Here is an 18,111-nt window from a genome sequence, read left to right on the forward strand (position 1 = left end):
GAAAGTAGGGCTTAGTGATCCGGTGGTGTAGAGTGGGATAGCCATCGCGCAACGGATAAAAGCTACCCCGGGGATAACAGGCTGATCTCCCCCGAAGAGTCCACATCGACGGGGAGGTTTGGCACCTCGATGTCGGCTCATCGCATCCTGGGGCTGAAGTAGGTTCCAAGGGTTGGGCTGTTCGCCCATTAAAGCGGTACGCGAGCTGGGTTCAGAACGTCGTGAGACAGTTCGGTCCCTATCCGTCGCGGGCGTAGGAAATTTGAGAGGAGCCTTTCCTAGTACGAGAGGACCGGAAAGGACGGACCGATGGTGCACCAGTTGCGGTGCCAACCGCACAGCTGGGAAGCCAAGTCCGGGAGTGATAAACGCTGAAAGCATCTAAGCGTGAAGCACGCCTCAAGATAAGATTTCCCATACCGGAAAGGTAGTAAGACCCCTCGAAGAAGACGAGGTAGATAGGCTTAAGGTGTAAGAGCAGAAATGCTTTAAGCTGGTAAGTACTAATAGGTCGAGGCCTTGACCTTATACCCACCCCCCCTTTATCCTGGCAAGGTTAAGAGCATCTGGAAAGCAGGTGCTTTTTTTATTTTTCTATGTTATAAGAGTGTAAAATATGTTATATTCATTAAGCGAGGGCATTTAAGGTGAGCTTATATTATTAATGAGTGGAAAGGGTGCTATGATGTTTGGCAATATAAGGGGTAATGCCAGAGGGTGCCTTTTATATGAACCCATGTTTGTCATACCCTACAGCATGTTTACGACGTATTCATCTCTGTATATGAAAGAATTAGGATTAAGTGATACCCAGATCGGCTTCATCACATCGCTGGGGTTGTTGGTACAGATATATTCTTCATTTATAAGCGGGTATCTCACTGACGTGCTAGGCAGAAGAAAAGCCCTTATCCTGTTTGACTTGTTGAGCTGGAGTATAGCTACGCTCATATGGGCAGTATCCCAAAATTTCTGGTATTTTTTTATAGCTGCTATAATAAACGGTTTCCAGAAGGTGCCGAATACAGCGTGGAATTGTCTGTTGGTAGAGGATACGGATCCTCAGGATCGACCTGTGATTTTTGCTGTGCTTCAGTTTATAGGTATTATAGCCGGATTCTTTGCTCCTTTGGGGGGGCTTCTTGTAAAACGTTTTACGTTAGTGCCTGCTATGAGGATAATGTATGCCATAGCTTTTGTGAGCATGACGTTGATGTTTATAGGCAGAAATTATGCCACCCATGAAACCGATATAGGCATTAAAAAGATGAAAGAAAGCAGCGGATTAAAATTCAGTGATAGCATTAAAGAATACGTGAGTGCTGTAAGAGAGATATGGAATAATAAAGCTCTTATGATCATATTCGCTGTATATATACTCAATAATTTCCAGATTACTATAAGAGGAACGTATCAGTATTTATACCTTGTCGATGTGCTAAAATTAAGTGATGTGATGATATCTGTATTTCCTTCTGTTTCCTCTTTAGCTATGCTGATATTGTTGTTTTTTATTATGCCAAGGCTTAAAAATGAATACGCTGATAAGTATATGAAATACGGTTTTGCGGCATCTTTGGTCGCCAATTTGATACTGGTTCTGGCTCCTCCTGCCAACATACCTCTGGCGATGGTGAGTACTTTGCTGGTTTCAGCAGGGGGTATGATTATAACTCCGTATCTTGAAAGCGCGGTGGCCAATGCCATTTCCGATGAAACTAGGGCAAAAACTTTTTCCATATTAACTGTTCTTATATTGCTTTTTATATCACCTGCGGGGATTATCGGCGGCTGGACTTATTCTATACAGCCTAGGATACCATTTGTACTGGTGGCTGTTACGTTTTTGCTTTGTATAATTCTAATGGGGGTGTTAGTAAAATATAACAGAGTAAATTGTGGCGAGAAAAAAGCATCTTCTGAGCTTTGACGTAAATGGTCATGTAAAGCAGTACCATAGGGCTGTATTTATTGATTTTACGCCATTACGAGGGTATAGAAAAGCTTGATGGCTATAGTAAATCCATCGATGGGTTTGAAAAAAGTTTACGGAGATTAACCGTTAATGTGTATTAGCCAAAAAACGGTCTTTTTATCCCAGCCTAGGTCCCATGGCACATGATAACGGTCAGATGTATGGGAGTTGACCACAGGGATGGACTTACTGTTTAATCCAGTCACTATAGCGAAATGCACTATGTCGTTTTTTTCCTCGTATGCGATAAGGTCACCGATTGAGAGACTGCTAAGATGCTTTTCCACTTCCTCATAATTTCCTTTGGCTATAAGGCTTCCTTTTCCAGAATACAGGAGGTAGCTGGCTAAAGAGTCGGCCTGTACCCACGCCTTGCTTCCAGCTTTTCCGTTAAAAAACCACGTGTAATCCTGAGGCAGGCCACCTCCTTCCTCAGGATCTCCTAAGCATTGGGAGACGAAATTAGTACAGTCACCTCCTAAAGCTGTGTAGTCGGGGTACTTCTGGTTGTATCTATGGTTTTTTTCTGTCCGATAAGCACCTCCATTGTACATGTCGGCGTATTTTACGGCTTTTTCCCTATCGTAACGGTATGTATTTGAGTTTGCTTTTTGTTGGATTGCTAGGTTTTGAAATGCCGCTTGGGCTTGGCTGTATAAGGTTGAAGCAGGTGTAACGTCATGGATGGTGGTATCTTCATCTAAGGGGTCCGTGTACCAGTCTCGTTTTATCAGCCATTTTCCATCTTTTTGTACCATTTCTATGGCGTGCCTTATACCTATGCCGAAAAGGTTTTTGTTATTATCATCATACTCGTAATTGGCGTTCATGGTTTCAACGGCGTATATCCATACGGATTCGCCTTTTCTCTCGGTATATATTATCCTAAGATCTATGTATATATTTGAGAAATGGACATTTCGCTTTTTTGCCCATGAAGTCACATAATTTATGCGCCTGATCTCGTGCTCGTATGCGTATTTGCCGTATATGGAACTTAAATCAAAAAAGTCCTTTAGATTTTTTTCTGTTATTCCTGTAAGGGCTTTTGTCTTTACGTCAAATATGTTTTTAAGGGACGATTTAATACTAGCTGATATGTCTTCGTTGTTGCTCATGGTGAACAGTTCCGGGTTTATTTGGTAATCGTAAATCATTTTTGATATGCGGGCTATGTGTTTAAACCCTGTTTCTACATCTTTATTTTTGTCAGTGAGCACTGCTAAAATATATGGTCTTTGGCAATAAACTATCCCTACGTCATTGGCTACGTCGTGTAAATCACCTTCTTTATGGGGTATATACAGTCCATCAGGGAGAAGAGCAGGAATGCCTGAATTATAAACTGTGTGGGCCAGGTCATCGAGCAGCATTTTTCCTAATTCTGAATTGGCTTTGGTAAAGGATATCACCGCTTCCATATAAGTGACCATATCTTTTGCTGTAGTCATGTTTTTGCCGCCAGGGTATACTGTTTTGCCGCCCAGGTTTTTCATAAACTTGATTATGTTGTCCTTTCCTAGGTAGCGCATGATCATCCGATTGGCGATGTTGTCACTGGTGGTAATGGCCTGATTAGCTAGAGTCCTCAATGAGTACTTATCTCCTGGCTTAGCGATGTACTCTAAAACCCCTGCTCCTGATTCAAAGTCTTTGTCTTTATCATAGGCTATTTTGGCGTTAAGGTCTACTTTTTTCTCGGAGGCCAAGGTATAAAGATATAGCACTATGGGCACTTTTACTGTGCTAGCAGCGGTGAAGGCCTTGTTTTCATTTATACCAAAATCGGTATTGGTGGTGAGGTCTTTGAAGTACACGCCTGCTGACAGGTTATTGGATGATATGTACTCTGCGATTTTTTGCTTTAGAGGTTGATAATCAGGTTGGAGCATTCTGTCTTCTTCTGAGCTTTTTTCAACTCTAACCGATTTAGCCGATGGGAGCGCGCTAGTATAGATAGGTAACCTTATGGCAAAGAATGCGACCAGTATGCTTATGATTACTATAACTGCGCTCAGTATAGCGCGGTTGAGCATCATGATAAGATCACTCCTCAAATCTTCAACGAGCCTAAATCTAGAATAATTTTATGACGGAGTGATTTTTTGATGACAAAAAAATCTGCCACAAACGGCAGATGATCAAAGGGCTGGTCCTGATGTGACTACTTCATCACTTACGCCCTTAAATTTTTTAAAGTTTTCTATAAAGTTCAGCGCCAGCTTTCGAATCTGTTTATCGTACGAACTTTTGTCAGCCCAGGTGTTTTTGGGATTTAGTATTTCAGGAGGTACGCTCGGGCATTGTACTGGCATCATGAGGTTAAACACCGGTAATTTTGCGTACTCCACGCAGTCCAGATTTCCCGATAAAGCCGCGGATATCATAGCGCGAGTGTATTTTAGTCTTATCCTCTTACCAACGCCGTAGGGACCGCCTGTCCAGCCAGTATTTACCAGCCACACGTTAGGATTGTACTTTTCTATCCTTTCGCCTAAAAGCTCAGCGTATTTTACGGGTTCAAGGGGTAGGAAAGGCGCTCCGAAGCAGTTGGAAAACGTGGCTTGAGGCTCTGTTATACCTCTTTCAGTTCCAGCTAATTTGCTGGTGTAACCTGATAGAAAGTAGTACATGGCCTGTTCTTTTGTAAGCTTTGATATAGGCGGGAGGATTCCAAAGGCATCAGCGGTGAGAAATACCACATTTTTAGGAATACCTCCTGTACCTGAGGCCACAGCGTTAGGCATGTGAGAGAGCGGGTATGCAGCCCTGGTATTTTCAGTATATGTGCTATCGTCAAAACGACAGTTTCTATTCTCGTCTACCACCACGTTTTCCAAAAGTGTACCAAACTTAATAGCATTCCATATCTGGGGTTCATTTTCCTGGGAAAGGTTTATGCATTTGGCATAACACCCTCCTTCAAAATTGAATATTCCCTTATCTGACCAGCCGTGTTCATCGTCACCTATAAGGTATCTTTCAGGATCAGCTGATAAAGTAGTCTTACCCGTTCCTGATAGCCCAAAAAACAATGCTACATCGCCGTTTTTGCCCACATTGGCGGAACAGTGCATAGGAAGAACGCCTCTGTGAGGTAATATGTAGTTCATAACGGAAAATACGGACTTTTTTATTTCGCCGCAATACGACGTACCACCTATTATTACTGTTTTTTCTACGTAGTTTACTATAATAAAGGCTTCTGAATGAGTTCCGTCTAATTCAGGGCAAGCATTAAAACCGGGTGCCGCGATAACAGTGTAATCAGGCTGAAAATCTTTAAGTTCTTCCTCTGGTGGGTTTATAAACAGTTGATGGGAAAAAAGGTTTTGCGTTGCCAGTTCGTTGACGACTCGAACTTTTAGCCGGTATTCAGGATCTGCGCCTACGTAACCGTCAAAGACGAATAAATCTCGGTTTTGCAGATAAGCCATGAGCTTTTCGTACAGGTGATGATATTTTTCATGAGAAATGGGTCTGTTGATGTTGCCCCAGCTTATCTCGCGGTGGATTTCGGGGTAGTCTACGATGAACTTGTCGTGGGGTGAACGGCCAGTGTATTTTCCTGTCAGTATGTTTAGTGCTCCAGTACTTGTCAAAATGGCTTCTTTTCGGCTTAGAGACATTTCCACCAAGACGGGTACTGGAAGGTTCCTGTAAATTCGACCTGTATTTAATAGACCTGGTATCTTTACCATTTTAAAACCTCCTTTTTCACACTATAAATTATACTCCTAATTTTCTTACAATTAAATAGGTAAGCGTCTTTTTTGCATAAAAAGTTAGAAACAAGAAAAAATCATATATAGATTATTGTAGATGGAGGTGTTTATATTGTTGGTAGTTTTTATGCGAGCTCTTATTTTGTACATAGTGGTGGTTGCTGTGATGAGGATAATGGGCAAGCAGCAAGTAGCCCAGTTACAACCTTATGAACTTGCCGTCGCTTTAATGATAGCGGATTTAGGAGCGGTGCCCATGCAGAATACAGGGATACCTCTTGTAACAGGTATAGTTCCGATTTTGACCCTTCTTATGGCACAGGTCCTGATATCATACCTCTCGCTAAAAAGCGAGGTGGTTAGAAAGGTGGTATGTGGTACCCCCAGCATACTGATAAACAGAGGAAAGATCAATGAAAAGGAGTTATTCAAGGAGAGGTATAATGTCAACGACTTGTTAGAGCAGTTGCGGTCTATGGGTTATTACAATATAGCGGATGTGGAATTCGCTATATTGGAGACCAATGGTACGTTAAGTGTGATCCCCAAAAGTGACAAAAGGCCTGTCAATCCTTCCGATTTAAATTTAAAACCTCAATATGAAGGGGTACCTGTGCCTGTAATCATCGATGGGAAAATCGATGAGGCTAATATGAAAGAAGCTAATATAGATATTAACTGGCTTAAAACCCAGCTGGCTTTGTTTGACGTAAAAGAGATCGATGAAGTGCTTTTAGCCAGTGTGGATGACCAGAAAAGGCTTTACGTGACGAAAAAAGGAGACAGGTAAACTTATGAGGCATATTTTGATTGTAGTCCTGGTGCTGGCTTTGATAATAGCGGGAGATGTAGGCGCATACAGGTACCTTAAGACGACATCGGCGTCGCTAAATTCTGAGGTTAAATCTATGGTGGATTATATAAGTAAAGGCCAGTGGGAGCAAGCCACCGCCTCGGCAGATGCCTTAAGGAGGGAATGGGGCAAAAGAAAGTCTGCGTGGAGTATCTTGGTAGACCATAAAGAGATTGACGAGATAGAACAGAGCTTAATACGAGCGGAGTACTACATTAAGACAAAAAATAAATCTATGTCACTTGCAGAGTCAAAGACGCTGTCTAGCATAATAGAGCATATCCCCGATAATCAGTTATTTAGTATAGAAAATATACTGTAAATGGGTTGCACTTTTAAGCAAAATAAGTTAAAATATATCTATGGTCGGATATAAAGTGTGTGGTATCATTTTTATTATGCCGGGTCTAGATTAGTCCAAAGGAGAATAATGAATGAATGAATGATATCTTATCAGTTCAAAAAAAGATTGTGCCAGAGCTGGTGGAGTTGCTGGAAAAAAGGTATTCCATATTGAAATGCATATATTACAACCAGCCTGTAGGTAGAAGGATGCTTTCTGATCTTCTTAAGATAGGGGAAAGGACGGTTCGGACGGAGGTCTCGCTGCTAAAAGGACAAGGGCTGATAACGGTAAATTCTCAAGGGATGTCAGTGACCGGCGAAGGCGAGATGTTACTGGAAAACCTCAAAGATTTTATTCATGAGCTCAAAGGCCTAGATGATATTGAAAACAGGCTAAAGGGCGAGCTGGGCCTTAAATATGTGATAGTTACACCGGGCAACGTGGATGAAGATTACATATTTATCAAGGATTTGGGTAAGGCAGCGGCGGATTTTTTAAGGCAAAACCTGAGGGATGATTTGGTCATTGCTGTAACGGGAGGCTCCACTGTAGCAGAGCTGGCCAATGCCATGGACAGCGTAAACCGGTATAATAATATTACGGTAGTCCCTGCGCGAGGTGGATTTGGGCGAGACGTAGAAAAACAGGCTAACACCATAGCCGCTAATCTGGCGAAGAAGTTGCACGGCAATTACAAATTGCTTCATATCCCTGATAACATAGGTAAACCTGCTTTAGACAGTATGCTCAATGAGCCTGATATCAAAAATGTGATAGATATTATCAAAAAGTCTGATGTGCTCATATACGGAATCGGAAGAGCCGATGAAATGGTAAGGAGAAGAAACCTTTCAGAAGAAGAGATGAAGGATATCCTGGATAAAGGCGCTGTAGCCGAAGCCTTTGGCTATTACTTTGATAAGGAAGGCAATACTGTCTACGTAACTACCAGTATATGTCTGAGTATAAGGGACATAGAGAGGATACCATGCGTCATCGCCATGGCTGGCGGCAGCAGAAAAGCAGAGGCTATACTGGCAACGTGCAAGACAGGCCATCTAGACGTGCTCATAACCGATGAAGGTGCAGCCCACAGGATGATAGAGTTGCTTGAGATTAAACACCGGGATGGTGTTTAATATAAAATTTTGTACATAGGAGGTTATATTATGACGGTTAGGGTAGGTATTAACGGTTTTGGTAGAATAGGTAGAAATGCTTTTAAAGCGGCATTGGAAAAGGGCAGTGATATAGAGTTTGTAGCGGTAAACGACTTGACGGATCCGGCTACACTGGCACACCTTTTGAAATACGATTCTCTTTTTGGAAAATTCAAAGGCACTGTAGAGGCCACGGAAAATTCCATGATAGTAAATGGCAAGGAGATTAAGATATTAAAAGAGACAGATCCCAGCAAATTGCCGTGGGGCGAACTGGGAGTGGATATTGTAATCGAATCCACAGGAAGGTTTACAAAGAGAGAGGATGCGGCAAAGCACCTGCAAGGCGGTGCTAAGAAGGTCATCATTTCTGCGCCTGCAAAAGAAGAGGACATTACCATTGTCATGGGTGTCAACGAGGACAAATACGACCCCAAGAATCACCACATCATCTCCAATGCTTCTTGCACAACCAATTGCCTTGCCCCTGTAGCTAAGGTTCTCGATGATAACTTTGGTATTGTAAGAGGTATGATGACCACCGTTCACTCCTATACCAACGACCAGAGGATATTGGATCTGCCTCACAAAGACCTGAGGAGAGCTCGCGCTGCAGCGCAGTCTATAATACCTACTACCACAGGAGCGGCTAAAGCTGTTGCCCTTGTAATGCCCAATCTTAAAGGCAAATTAAACGGCATGGCTATGAGGGTTCCTACTCCCACAGTTTCTATTACGGACTTCGTAGCTGAACTTAAAAAGGATGTTACAGTGGAAGAGGTAAATGGAGCATTAAAGGCTGCAGCAGAAGGTCCGATGAAAGGTATACTGGCGTACTGCGAGGAGCCGCTAGTATCTGTGGACTTCAGGGGAGATTCTCATTCTTCAATAGTAGATGCTCTGTCTACAATGGTCATCGAAGGCAATATGGTAAAAGTGGTGGCATGGTACGACAACGAGTGGGGTTACTCTAACAGGGTTATAGACCTTGTAGAATACATCGCCAGCAAAGGCTTATGATTTAAGTCGCGGCCCGGTCTAGTAGGCCGGGCTGTATTATTTAAAGAAGGAGGTTGTGTCATGAACAAAAAGACTATAGAGGACATAGATGTAGCCGGCAAAAAGGTTTTGGTGAGGGTAGATTTTAATGTTCCTATGGATGAAAACAGGAACATAACCGACGATACCAGGATTAAAGCTGCACTTCCTACTATAAAATACCTTGTGGATAAAGGCGCAAAGGTCATATTGGTTTCCCACCTGGGAAGGCCCAAAGGGCAATTCAATGAGAAGTACAGTTTGAAACCTGTGGCAGCCAGGCTGTCGCAGCTTTTGGGCAAGGACGTGATTATGGCCGATGATGTTATAGGCGATGACGCTAAAGCTAAGGCGGCGTCATTACAACAAGGTCAGGTACTGCTGCTGGAGAACGTAAGGTTCCATGCGGAAGAAGAGAAAAATGACCCGACTTTTTCAAAACAGCTGGCATCTCTGGCTGAAGTGTACGTAAACGATGCCTTTGGTACAGCCCATAGAGCTCACGCGTCTACAGCAGGTGTCGCCAGTTATCTGCCGGCAGTTGCTGGATACCTTATAAAAAAAGAGCTGGATGTGATGGGCAAAGCGCTGGAAGATCCGGAAAGGCCTTTTGTGGCTATATTAGGCGGTGCTAAGGTTTCTGATAAGATCGGGGTTATAACAAACCTGCTAGAAAAAGTGGACACCCTTATAATAGGCGGGGCCATGTGCTTTACGTTCTTTAAGGCAAAGGGCTATGAGGTAGGAAAATCCCTGGTAGAAGAGGATAAGGTAGAGCTGGCTAAAGACATGATAAAGAAAGCCGAAAGCAAAGGCGTGAAGTTCCTGCTCCCTGTAGACGTGGTAGTCGCTAAAGAGTTTAAGGCAGATGCCCAACACTGGACAGTGGACAGCGATAAAATTCCCGCTGATGTCATGGGGCTTGACATAGGGCACAAGACCATTGAGCTCTTTTCCAAGGAAATTGAGAGCGCTAAAACGGTGGTATGGAATGGACCTATGGGCGTGTTTGAGATGCCTGCCTTTGCAGTAGGTACCAAAGCTATTGCGGAGGCCATGGGCAAGTGCAAAGGCACCACTATAATAGGCGGAGGAGATTCGGCGGCAGCGGTAGAACAGCTGGGATATGCTGATAAGATGACCCATATATCCACCGGAGGTGGAGCATCGTTAGAGTTCCTGGAAGGAAAAGAACTTCCCGGTGTTGCTGTACTACAGGATAAATGAGGAGTGATAGCATGCGAAAGCCGATCATAGCAGGTAACTGGAAAATGCATAAGACACCTGATGAAGCAGTAAAGCTTGTAGAAGAATTAAAGCCGCTGGTAAAGGGTGCAGATGCTGAAGTGGTGGTATGCCCGCCTTTTGTGTGCTTACCTGCGGTGGCAGAGGCTATAAAGGGAACCGATATAAAGTTAGGAGCGCAAAATGTACATTGGGAAGAGAAAGGGGCTTATACCGGTGAGGTATCGCCGCTGATGCTAAAAGCACTGGGCGTGGAATACGTGATAATAGGCCACTCTGAGCGCAGGCAGTATTTCGCGGAGACCGATGAAACGGTAAACAAAAAGATAATTTCGGCTTTAGAACACGGCCTCAAGCCCATTGTCTGTGTGGGAGAGACCTTAGAGCAGAGAGAAAAGGGTATAACCTTTGACCTGGTGAGAACACAGACATCTAAAGCTTTTGCTGGAGTTAAATCCACTGACATGGAAAAAGTGGTCATCGCTTATGAGCCTATATGGGCCATTGGCACGGGTAAAAATGCGACAGCACAAGATGCCAATGAAGTCATCGGCGTTATTCGAAATACGTTAAAGGAGCTTTTTGGGGCTGACGTAGCTTCCAAGGTGAGAATTCAATACGGCGGCAGTGTCAAGCCTGATAATATAAAGGAATTGATGGAGATGGACGATATAGATGGGGCGTTGGTAGGTGGAGCCAGCCTTGAGGCAGATTCCTTTGCGAAAATAGTCAAATACTGAGGTGGATAAAATGTTAGTAACGTTGGTAGTAATGGATGGGTACGGGAAAAACCAGAACCTCGAGGGAAATGCTATAGCCAATGCCAATACACCTAATCTCGATCGATACTACAGGGAATTTCCCAATACGACTTTAAAAAGCAGCGGCATGGCTGTGGGCTTGCCAGAAGGCCAGATGGGCAATTCTGAAGTGGGTCATCTCAATATAGGGGCTGGAAGGGTTGTGTATCAGGAGTTTGCCAGGATAAGCAAGGCCATCGAAGATGGGGATTTTTACACCAACGAAGTACTGGTAAAAGCTGTGGACAACGCCATTGAACACGGTAGCGCGCTGCACCTCATGGGACTTGTATCAGATGGCGGTGTACACAGCCATATATCCCACCTCTATGCCCTGTTAAAGCTGGCGAAGGACAAGGGGCTGACCAAAGTTTACGTACATGCATTTTTGGATGGCAGGGATGTGCCTCCCGCATGTGCTACTGAGTACATAGTTGCCCTGGAAGAGAAAATGTCAGAACTGGGAGTGGGCAGGATAGCTACGGTAGAAGGCAGATATTACGCTATGGACAGAGACAAGCGATGGGAACGGGTGAAGTTGGCTTATGATGCCATTGCTGACGGCATAGGCATAAAAGTGAGTAGCGCTGTAGAAGCCGTGAAAAAAGCGTACGAGCGAGGGGAAACCGATGAGTTTGTAAAGCCTTCTGTAGTCATGAATGGGGATAAGCCCGTGGCGACTGTAAACCCTCACGACTCGATAGTATTCTTTAACTTCCGCCCTGATAGAGCGAGGCAGCTTACCCGCAGTTTTATATATGAGGACTTTGACAGCTTTGAGCGAAAAAGGGGTTATATTCCCGTACATTTTGTGACAATGACCCAGTACGACGAAACCTTTGGAGATCTGGTACACATAGCCTTTGAGCCTATAAAGAAGCTGGAAAATACCCTTGGCGAATACCTGAGCAAAAACGGCATAAGACAGCTCAGGATTGCTGAGACTGAGAAATATGCCCATGTGACGTTCTTCTTTAATGGAGGTATAGAGGAGCCCAACGAAAACGAAGACAGGGTGCTTATACCTTCTCCCAAAGTAGCTACTTATGATTTAAAACCTGAGATGAGCGCATATGAGGTAACCGATGAGCTGGTAAAGCGCATAAAATCAAAGGATTACCAGTTTATACTGGTTAATTACGCCAACTGCGATATGGTGGGGCATACCGGCGTGTACGATGCGGCGGTAAAAGCTATCGAAGCTGTAGATAGGTGCCTTGGCCGTGTGGTAGATGCTGTGATGGAGCAAGGCGGCGTAGTGCTCATTACGGCGGATCACGGTAATGCGGAGCAGATGATTGACTACAATACAGGTGATCCTATGACAGCTCATACCACCAATGTGGTTCCATTTATAGTGATAGGAGCAGGAGATGTAAAGTTGAGGGAAGGTGGCAAATTGGCGGATATTGCCCCTACGGTCCTGGACATTATGGGGCTACCGAAACCTCAAGAGATGACAGGCGAAAGCCTTATAATAAAATAAAATTTTCAGGGGAAAGGAGAGTTTTTAAATGTCGGCAATAGTAGATGTACATGCAAGGGAAATCCTGGATTCCAGAGGTAATCCCACTGTAGAAGTTGAAGTAGAATTAGATTCTGGTGTGGTAGGAAGGGCAGCGGTGCCATCAGGTGCATCCACAGGCGCCTTTGAGGCCATTGAGTTGAGGGATAACGATAAAGGGCGCTACAACGGCAAAGGTGTATTGACTGCTGTAAAGAACGTAAACGAAGTGATCGCACCGGAGATCATCGGGCTTGACGCTACAGATCAGGTGAGAATAGATAAGACCATGTTAGCCTTGGATGGGACAAAAAATAAAGCAAAGTTAGGCGCTAATGCTATCCTTGGTGTATCGCTTGCTGTGGCTAGGGCTGCTGCAGAGGAAGCAGGGTTGCCTCTCTTCCAGTACTTAGGCGGCGTCAACGCTAAGGTTATGCCTGTTCCTATGCTTAACATATTAAACGGTGGCAAACACGCAGACAACAATGTAGACATCCAGGAATTTATGATCATGGCAGTAGGTGCCAGTTCTTTTAGCCAGTGTTTGCAGATGAGCGCAGAGGTATTCCATAGCCTTAAAGCGGTTTTAAGCTCCAAAGGCTTGAATACTGCTGTAGGCGATGAAGGTGGTTTTGCACCCAACCTTAGGTCTAACGAGGAAGCCCTGGAAGTGATAGTAGAGGCTATAAAGAAGGCCGGTTACGTTCCCGGTAAAGACGTGTGCCTGGCCATAGACGTAGCGTCCTCGGAGCTGTACAAAGACGATGGGCTTTACCACTTTGAAGGCGAAGGTGTGACCAGATCGGCTTCTGAGCTGGTATCGTATTACGAAGATCTGGTTTCAAAGTACCCCATTATATCCATTGAAGATGGTTGCTCTGAGGAAGACTGGGAAGGATGGAAGCTCCTTACCGAAAGGCTAGGCAAGAAAGTGCAGCTGGTGGGAGACGACCTCTTCGTGACCAATACCGAGAGGCTGGAGAAAGGCATAAAGATGGGCGTTGCCAACTCCATACTCATAAAGGTCAATCAGATAGGTACGCTGACAGAAACCCTTGATGCCATCGAGATGGCCAAGAGGGCAGGCTATACCGCTGTGGTATCCCATAGATCAGGGGAGACCGAGGATACCACCATTGCCGACTTGGTGGTGGCGGTAAATGCAGGTCAGATAAAGACAGGGGCTCCTTCTAGGACAGAGAGGGTGGCAAAGTACAATCAACTTCTCAGGATAGAGGAGTTATTAGGCGATACAGCTCAGTTCAAAGGCATGGGTGTATTCTACAACCTGCTGAAGTAATCTGACTTCTTTAAAAGCGAAAGTGGAGCGCAAGCTCCACTTTTTATATCGTTCTAGAGAATGTCTTTCGTATATTTAGAAAAAGTGGGCTTGAAAACAATACGGCGATATGGTAGAATACCTTCGATAGGAGGGAAGGACTTTGAGGACTTTGGTTATCATAATACATGTTATTGTATCGCTGATCATGATAGGAAGTATACTTATGCAGTCCAGCAAAACCGCGGGATTGTCCGGTGTCATAGGAGGCGGAGCGGAGACCTTCTTTGGCAAAAACAAGGGGAGGACGATGGACGCTTTATTTGCGAGGATAACAGAAGTGAGCGCGGCGATATTTATTGTCACATCCATTATTTTATCGCTTTTAATTAAGTAGTGATTGTGAAAAGTAGTATGTCATAATACTACTTTTTTATTTTCCTATGATAAAAGTCAATGGGAAGGAGCATAATGATGAATAGGGACCAAGCGCTGTCTTACTTAAGGGATTATGTAAAGTCGGATAATCTCTTAAACCATATGCTAGGCGTAGAAGCCATAATGAGGGGTCTTGCAAAGAGGTTGGGGCAGGATGAAGAAAAATGGGCGCTGACAGGGCTTTTACACGATATCGATTACGAGATGACGGAAAATAATCCTCAAGAGCATAGCGTGATTGGCGCCAAAATTTTGGAGGAAAAGGGGCTGGAGCCTGATATCGTGTACGCGATAAAGGCGCACAACGAAATCCATGGACTGCCGAGGAATACAATGCTGGACAAGGCGTTGTACGCGGCAGATCCTACGGCTGGGCTGATTGCCGCTGTAGCCTATGTCATGCCGTCTAAAAAACTGGAGGAGGTACAGCTTAAATCTCTGAAGAAAAAATTTAAAGACAAGGCTTTTGCGAAAGGCGCTAACAGGGAGCAGATTAAAAGTTGTGAGGAATTGGGTCTGACCGTTGATCAATTCCTTGAAATATCCCTGCAAGAAATGAAAAAAATAGCTGATCAGATCGGCTTATGATGGAGGAATTCTATGATTAAAGACGAGATATTGAATTTTATGCGGGAAAAAGCGTATAGTCCTATGACTACAGAGCAGCTCATGAAGTCGTTTGGCATAGATCTTTCCCAGTACACGGAGTTTCAGAGTTTGCTAAACCAAATGGAATACGACGGAGACGTGATAAGGACTAAAAAAGGAAAATACGCGGTGCCTGAGCGCATGGATATGGCTGTGGGGATAATGGAATGCAATAAAAAGGGATATGGTTTTTTGATAGCTGAAAACGGCCAAGACGTATTTGTGTCCGCTGAAGACATGAACGGCGCCATGAACGGAGATAAGGTCATTGTCAAAATAACGCGACGGGCGACAGAAGGCCATAAAAGAGAGGGCGCCGTGGTGACAGTGCTTAAGAGGGCCAATCAGCACGTCGTGGGTACACTGGATATGTGCAAAAATTTTGGCTTTGTAATACCTGACGACCAGCGGTTAACCCAGGATATATACATTCCGGCCGAAGGTTTAAACGGCGCCCATGACGGTCAGAAAGTTGTAGTCAAGATTACCAGGTGGCCTGAACCCAGGAGAAATCCGGAAGGCGTCATTGTGGAGGTGCTGGGGGATAAGGACGATCCTCAGGCAAATGTGCTGGCCATAATAAAGCAGCATGACCTGCCTCAGGATTTTCCTAATAAGGTAAAAAGAGAGGCGGGAGAGATAAAGCAGGAGATAAGTCAGGGTGAACTGGCCAGAAGAAAGGATTTAAGGGGACTTAAAACGGTGACCATAGACGGAGAAGACGCTAAGGATCTGGATGATGCCGTATCCATCAGAAAGCTTGAGGACGGTAAATACGAGCTGTTTGTCCATATCGCCGATGTTAGCCATTACGTGAAAGAAGGTTCTGCCCTTGATAAAGAAGCGTATAAAAGGGGCTGCAGTGTGTACCTCGTGGACAGGGTTATACCGATGTTGCCTAAGGAGCTTTCCAACGGCATATGCAGCTTAAACCCCAAAGAAGACAGGCTGACATTGACGGTACAAATGGTCATAGATAAAAAAGGCAATGTGGTGTCCCACAGCATATACGAGAGCGTCATACAAAGCGATGAGAGAATGACCTATACCGATGTGTACAAAATTTTAGAAGAAAGAGATCAACAGCTTAAAAAGCGGTATGATTATCTCGTGGACGACTTTTTGCTCATGAAGGAATTGGCGTTAATACTTATGGAGAAAAGGAGAAACCGAGGCAGTATAGACTTTGACATACCTGAGGCTAGGATAATATTAGGTGAAATGGGAGACATTGTTGACATAGGGGTGAGGGAGAGGAATATAGCACACAGGATAATAGAAGAATTTATGCTGGTATGCAATGAGACGGTAGCAGAGCATATGTTCTGGCTCAATTCTCCTTTTGTCTACAGGGTTCACGAAGAGCCTGACAGCAGCGAGATAATGGAGTTAAACTCCTTTCTCCACAACCTGGGCTACCATATAAAAGGTGCGGGGAGCAAGGTGCACCCCAGAGCTATACAGGATCTCCTGGACAGCGTAAAAGGCAAAAAAGAAGAAAAACTAGTAAACTATTTGGCTTTAAGGGCGATGAAAAGGGCTAGGTATTCTGATCAGTGCCTTGGTCATTTTAGCCTGTCGGTAAAGTACTACACCCATTTTACCTCCCCTATAAGGCGCTATCCTGATCTCACCATACACAGGATTATAAAGGATAGCATAAACGGCCGCTTGGACGATAGCAAGATAGCCCATTACAACAGAATATTAGCTGATATCGCCGAGCAGTCCTCAAAGCGAGAACGAGTGGCGGAAGAGGCTGAAAGGGACGTAGAGGACATGAGAAAAGTACAGTATATGATGCAACACATAGGGGAAGAATTCGAAGGCATAATATCAGGGGTAACCTCTTTTGGGCTTTTTGTGGAGCTGGATAACCTGGTAGAAGGTCTTGTGCACATAACCAATATGGTGGACGATTATTATCACTTTGACGAAAAAAACCACTGCTTGATCGGTGAACATACCAATAAGGTGTACAGGCTGGGAGATGTGGTAAAGGTGGAACTCATCAGCGCCGATGTGACCAGGAGGGAAATAGATTTCTTGTTGGTTGAACCTTAATGTTGCATAATCGCTCTAAAGGCCAGGAAGCTTATAATGCCTACAATTATGGTTATAAAGATATTTTTAGATTTGTATGCGGCGATTACGGTGGGTATGGATGCCATAAAGTATGGATTTACAAAGTCTATTTTTTTGTCCTGAACGGCAATAGAAGGTATAAGCAAAGCGCTTAATACCGATACCGGTATGTAGTCTAAAAACAGTAAAAACCATTTGGGCAACTTTACCCTTGAAAGACCCAGGGCTGGAAGCGCCCTGGGTATATATGTTACTACGGACATACCTATTACTATGTACAAAAATTTATGATTCATTTAATAATACCCCCAATAGCGAGCCTATTATTGCCGCTAATATCACATTTAGATTGCCAGGCATCAAAAAGTAAAGCCATAACGACAGAAGCCCTGCTAGCAAACCAATGACGGCTTTTTTGAAGTTATTTAGCTGCATAAATAAAAGGGCTATGTACATAGCGGGGAGGGCAAAGTCCAACCCTAGATCCAGATTGTTTCCTATTTTTGAGCCCAATACAGCACCTAGAGCCGACGAAAATACCCATGATAGGTAGGATGCTATAAACAACTGATATAGATAGGATTTTTTTGCTTTGACACCGTTGTTAAAATCAGTGATGGAAACGGCGTACGTCTCGTCGGTGATGAAAAACGAAAGCACAGGTATATGGACCGTATTTATGTTTTTAAAATACTGAGATAAAGACGTGCTGTACAGAAGATGCCTTAGGTTTACGATAAATATAGTCGCGATCATAGAAAGGGCATCAGCGCCTAACGCCCATAAGTTTACCCCTATAAACTGAGCAGAGCCTGCGTAGCACAGGATTGAAAATATAATCACGTCGGCTATAGACAGGCCGCTTTTAATTCCCACTACGCCATAGGCAAAACCCAATGGAAGATATCCTATGATTATCGGTGAAGCGCTTTTGAGCCCTGATAGGTCTAATTTTTTTGGTGACAACTCAAAACCTCCCAGCAGATAATTGTAGTTTAATTATAGCATATATCAT

At 44.1% G+C, this 18,111-nt stretch carries 16 protein-coding genes and 2 other annotated features; of the genes, 12 read left to right on the forward strand and 4 right to left on the reverse strand.

The features are described 5' to 3' along the window. Positions 1 to 72: 72 nt before the first annotated feature. Positions 73 to 233, forward strand: a sequence feature (23S ribosomal RNA rRNA prediction is too short). Between the two features lie 19 nt (positions 234 to 252). Further along, positions 253 to 515: a sequence feature (23S ribosomal RNA rRNA prediction is too short), on the forward strand. 149 nt (positions 516 to 664) lie between these two features. Continuing rightward, complete coding sequence (locus CALPO_RS0109775) at positions 665 to 1,930, forward strand: MFS transporter (RefSeq protein WP_245589938.1); 1,266 nt, start codon at positions 665 to 667, stop codon at positions 1,928 to 1,930. A 125-nt stretch (positions 1,931 to 2,055) separates the two neighbouring features. Here the strand turns inward: CALPO_RS0109775 and CALPO_RS14260 are convergent, their stop codons facing one another. Together CALPO_RS14260 and pckA are read right to left on the reverse strand one after the other, a co-directional pair. Next, complete coding sequence (locus tag CALPO_RS14260; protein WP_051585953.1) at positions 2,056 to 4,014, reverse strand: serine hydrolase; 1,959 nt, start codon at positions 4,012 to 4,014, stop codon at positions 2,056 to 2,058. Between the two features lie 102 nt (positions 4,015 to 4,116). After that, complete coding sequence (pckA, locus tag CALPO_RS0109785; protein WP_026487153.1) at positions 4,117 to 5,676, reverse strand: phosphoenolpyruvate carboxykinase (ATP); 1,560 nt, start codon at positions 5,674 to 5,676, stop codon at positions 4,117 to 4,119. Positions 5,677 to 5,812: 136 nt separating this feature from the next. On the opposite strand from pckA, the gene CALPO_RS0109790 reads away from it, so the two are divergent. From CALPO_RS0109790 to rnr, 11 genes are all read left to right on the forward strand, one after another. After that, entirely contained in the window at positions 5,813 to 6,490 is a 678-nt protein-coding gene (locus CALPO_RS0109790) for a YetF domain-containing protein (RefSeq protein ID WP_026487154.1), read from the forward strand. Between the two features lie 4 nt (positions 6,491 to 6,494). After that, complete coding sequence (locus tag CALPO_RS0109795) at positions 6,495 to 6,875, forward strand: DUF4363 family protein (protein ID WP_026487155.1); 381 nt, start codon at positions 6,495 to 6,497, stop codon at positions 6,873 to 6,875. A 116-nt stretch (positions 6,876 to 6,991) separates the two neighbouring features. Continuing rightward, a complete protein-coding gene (locus tag CALPO_RS0109800) occupies positions 6,992 to 8,038 on the forward strand; it encodes a sugar-binding transcriptional regulator (RefSeq protein ID WP_026487156.1) in 1,047 nt (348 codons plus the stop codon). Between the two features lie 30 nt (positions 8,039 to 8,068). Further along, positions 8,069 to 9,079, forward strand: coding sequence for a type I glyceraldehyde-3-phosphate dehydrogenase (gene gap, locus CALPO_RS0109805; RefSeq protein ID WP_026487157.1), 1,011 nt, complete (start codon positions 8,069 to 8,071; stop codon positions 9,077 to 9,079). A gap of 60 nt (positions 9,080 to 9,139) precedes the next feature. Then, positions 9,140 to 10,324, forward strand: coding sequence for a phosphoglycerate kinase (locus CALPO_RS0109810; protein WP_026487158.1), 1,185 nt, complete (start codon positions 9,140 to 9,142; stop codon positions 10,322 to 10,324). Between the two features lie 11 nt (positions 10,325 to 10,335). Further along, positions 10,336 to 11,082, forward strand: a complete 747-nt coding sequence (tpiA, locus tag CALPO_RS0109815; RefSeq protein ID WP_026487159.1) for a triose-phosphate isomerase — start codon at positions 10,336 to 10,338, stop codon at positions 11,080 to 11,082. Between the two features lies 1 nt (position 11,083). Beyond that, entirely contained in the window at positions 11,084 to 12,628 is a 1,545-nt protein-coding gene (gpmI, locus tag CALPO_RS0109820) for a 2,3-bisphosphoglycerate-independent phosphoglycerate mutase (protein ID WP_026487160.1), read from the forward strand. Between the two features lie 28 nt (positions 12,629 to 12,656). Continuing rightward, on the forward strand, positions 12,657 to 13,946 hold the full coding sequence (gene eno / locus CALPO_RS0109825) for a phosphopyruvate hydratase (RefSeq protein ID WP_026487161.1): 1,290 nt from the start codon (positions 12,657 to 12,659) through the stop codon (positions 13,944 to 13,946). Positions 13,947 to 14,088: 142 nt separating this feature from the next. Then, on the forward strand, positions 14,089 to 14,322 hold the full coding sequence (gene secG, locus CALPO_RS0109830) for a preprotein translocase subunit SecG (protein WP_026487162.1): 234 nt from the start codon (positions 14,089 to 14,091) through the stop codon (positions 14,320 to 14,322). Between the two features lie 74 nt (positions 14,323 to 14,396). Further along, positions 14,397 to 14,951, forward strand: a complete 555-nt coding sequence (locus CALPO_RS0109835) for an HDIG domain-containing metalloprotein (protein WP_322786103.1) — start codon at positions 14,397 to 14,399, stop codon at positions 14,949 to 14,951. A gap of 12 nt (positions 14,952 to 14,963) precedes the next feature. Continuing rightward, positions 14,964 to 17,075, forward strand: coding sequence for a ribonuclease R (gene rnr / locus CALPO_RS13750; RefSeq protein WP_035172540.1), 2,112 nt, complete (start codon positions 14,964 to 14,966; stop codon positions 17,073 to 17,075). Here rnr and CALPO_RS0109845 read toward each other — a convergent pair. Together CALPO_RS0109845 and CALPO_RS0109850 are read right to left on the reverse strand one after the other, a co-directional pair. After that, on the reverse strand, positions 17,072 to 17,392 hold the full coding sequence (locus CALPO_RS0109845; RefSeq protein WP_026487164.1) for an AzlD domain-containing protein: 321 nt from the start codon (positions 17,390 to 17,392) through the stop codon (positions 17,072 to 17,074). The genes rnr and CALPO_RS0109845 overlap by 4 nt on opposite strands. Further along, a complete protein-coding gene (locus CALPO_RS0109850; RefSeq protein ID WP_026487165.1) occupies positions 17,382 to 18,062 on the reverse strand; it encodes an AzlC family ABC transporter permease in 681 nt (226 codons plus the stop codon). The genes CALPO_RS0109845 and CALPO_RS0109850 overlap by 11 nt, the downstream gene beginning before the upstream one ends. Between the last annotated feature and the right edge of the window lie 49 nt (positions 18,063 to 18,111).

This window comes from Caldanaerobius polysaccharolyticus DSM 13641 (genome assembly GCF_000427425.1).
GTDB lineage: Bacteria > Bacillota > Thermoanaerobacteria > Thermoanaerobacterales > Caldanaerobiaceae > Caldanaerobius > Caldanaerobius polysaccharolyticus.

Coding starts and splice junctions, on each gene's coding strand:
- CALPO_RS0109800 (WP_026487156.1), top strand. CDS start 6,992: ATGAATGATATCTTATCAGTTCAAAAAAAGATTGTGCCAGAGCTGGTG.
- eno (WP_026487161.1), top strand. CDS start 12,657: ATGTCGGCAATAGTAGATGTACATGCAAGGGAAATCCTGGATTCCAGA.
- CALPO_RS0109835 (WP_322786103.1), top strand. CDS start 14,397: ATGATGAATAGGGACCAAGCGCTGTCTTACTTAAGGGATTATGTAAAG.
- CALPO_RS14260 (WP_051585953.1), bottom strand. CDS start 4,014: ATGATGCTCAACCGCGCTATACTGAGCGCAGTTATAGTAATCATAAGC.
- gap (WP_026487157.1), top strand. CDS start 8,069: ATGACGGTTAGGGTAGGTATTAACGGTTTTGGTAGAATAGGTAGAAAT.
- CALPO_RS0109775 (WP_245589938.1), top strand. CDS start 665: ATGAGTGGAAAGGGTGCTATGATGTTTGGCAATATAAGGGGTAATGCC.
- CALPO_RS0109795 (WP_026487155.1), top strand. CDS start 6,495: ATGAGGCATATTTTGATTGTAGTCCTGGTGCTGGCTTTGATAATAGCG.
- CALPO_RS0109845 (WP_026487164.1), bottom strand. CDS start 17,392: ATGAATCATAAATTTTTGTACATAGTAATAGGTATGTCCGTAGTAACA.
- pckA (WP_026487153.1), bottom strand. CDS start 5,676: ATGGTAAAGATACCAGGTCTATTAAATACAGGTCGAATTTACAGGAAC.
- CALPO_RS0109810 (WP_026487158.1), top strand. CDS start 9,140: ATGAACAAAAAGACTATAGAGGACATAGATGTAGCCGGCAAAAAGGTT.
- tpiA (WP_026487159.1), top strand. CDS start 10,336: ATGCGAAAGCCGATCATAGCAGGTAACTGGAAAATGCATAAGACACCT.
- rnr (WP_035172540.1), top strand. CDS start 14,964: ATGATTAAAGACGAGATATTGAATTTTATGCGGGAAAAAGCGTATAGT.